Origin of the sequence: Veillonella dispar, from assembly GCF_937975875.1 — a bacterium.
Taxonomy (GTDB): Bacteria; Bacillota; Negativicutes; order Veillonellales; family Veillonellaceae; genus Veillonella; species Veillonella dispar_B.
Map to the genome: position 1 here is coordinate 1 of NZ_CALJSP010000126.1, position 1,019 is coordinate 1,019.

At 42.5% G+C, this 1,019-nt stretch carries 2 protein-coding genes; both read left to right on the top strand.

Going from position 1 to position 1,019, the window contains the following annotated elements; translation table 11 throughout:
- The coding region (locus Q7P05_RS06085; RefSeq protein ID WP_303931094.1) for an amino acid ABC transporter permease at positions 1 to 614 on the top strand (614 nt) is incomplete at its 5' end.
- Positions 611 to 1,019 (top strand): ATP-binding cassette domain-containing protein (locus Q7P05_RS06090; protein ID WP_303931096.1); only part of this gene is annotated, 409 nt, incomplete at its 3' end. The genes Q7P05_RS06085 and Q7P05_RS06090, both read left to right, overlap by 4 nt.

The window sequence follows — 1,019 nt, forward strand, 5'->3', positions numbered from 1 at the left end:
GGACAATCCTAGGGCTATTAAGTTGCGTGCTACAACAAAATAAAGTACCTGTGCTCAGTCAGCTCAGTTACTTGTACGTATTATTGTGCCGTAGTATTCCGAACATGGTTCTTTTATACCTCGTGTACTATGGCTTGCCAATTTTATTCCTCGCACTAGAGGATCAAACGGGGGTGCATGTGCCTTTTGAAAAGGTGCCAGCTACCTTCGTAGCCGTTGTAGGCTTAACATTGCATACAGGGGCCTATTTGAGTGAAATCTTTCGGGCTGCCTTACAATCTGTACCGAAAGGCCAGATGGAAGCGGCTCAAGCTATCGGTATGACGTGGTTCCAAGCGTTCCGTCGCATCGTATTGCCACAAGCAACAGTCTTTGCGTTGCCACTATTTACTAACCAATTCCTTAACACTATGAAGAGTACCAGCATCGTATTCGTTATTACTGTTATTGAATTGTTCGGTGCTGCAAAGTTATATACAGAGGAAAATTCACAGTATTTTGAGGCCTACATCGTGGTGGCCGGTCTATTCTGGGTGATGGGGATTGTCTTTGAATTTATCTTCCATCGTTTAGAAGTCTATGCAAGCAAGTATAAACGAGGTAATGCATTATGATAGATATTAAACAAGTTCACAAATCCTTCGGGAACCGTGAAATTTTAAAGGGCATCGACCTACATGTGCCAACAGGGTCTGTAACGGTTATCCTTGGCCCATCTGGCAGTGGTAAGACGACGTTCCTTAGAACGCTTAACTTCCTTGAAAAGGCCGATGCAGGGACGATGCAATTAAACGATATTTCTGTAGACTTACATAAAGCGTCTAACAAGGAAATTTTAAACGTACGCCGCAATACATCCATGGTGTTCCAGTCTTATAACTTATTCTCTAACAAGACTGTTATTGAAAACATCATGGAAGGCCTTGTAACGGTTAAGAAAATGAAAAAATCTGAAGCCCGTGAAATTGCTCAACGCTTCCTCAAGGAAGTAGGCATGGAAGGCTATGATGATTACTATC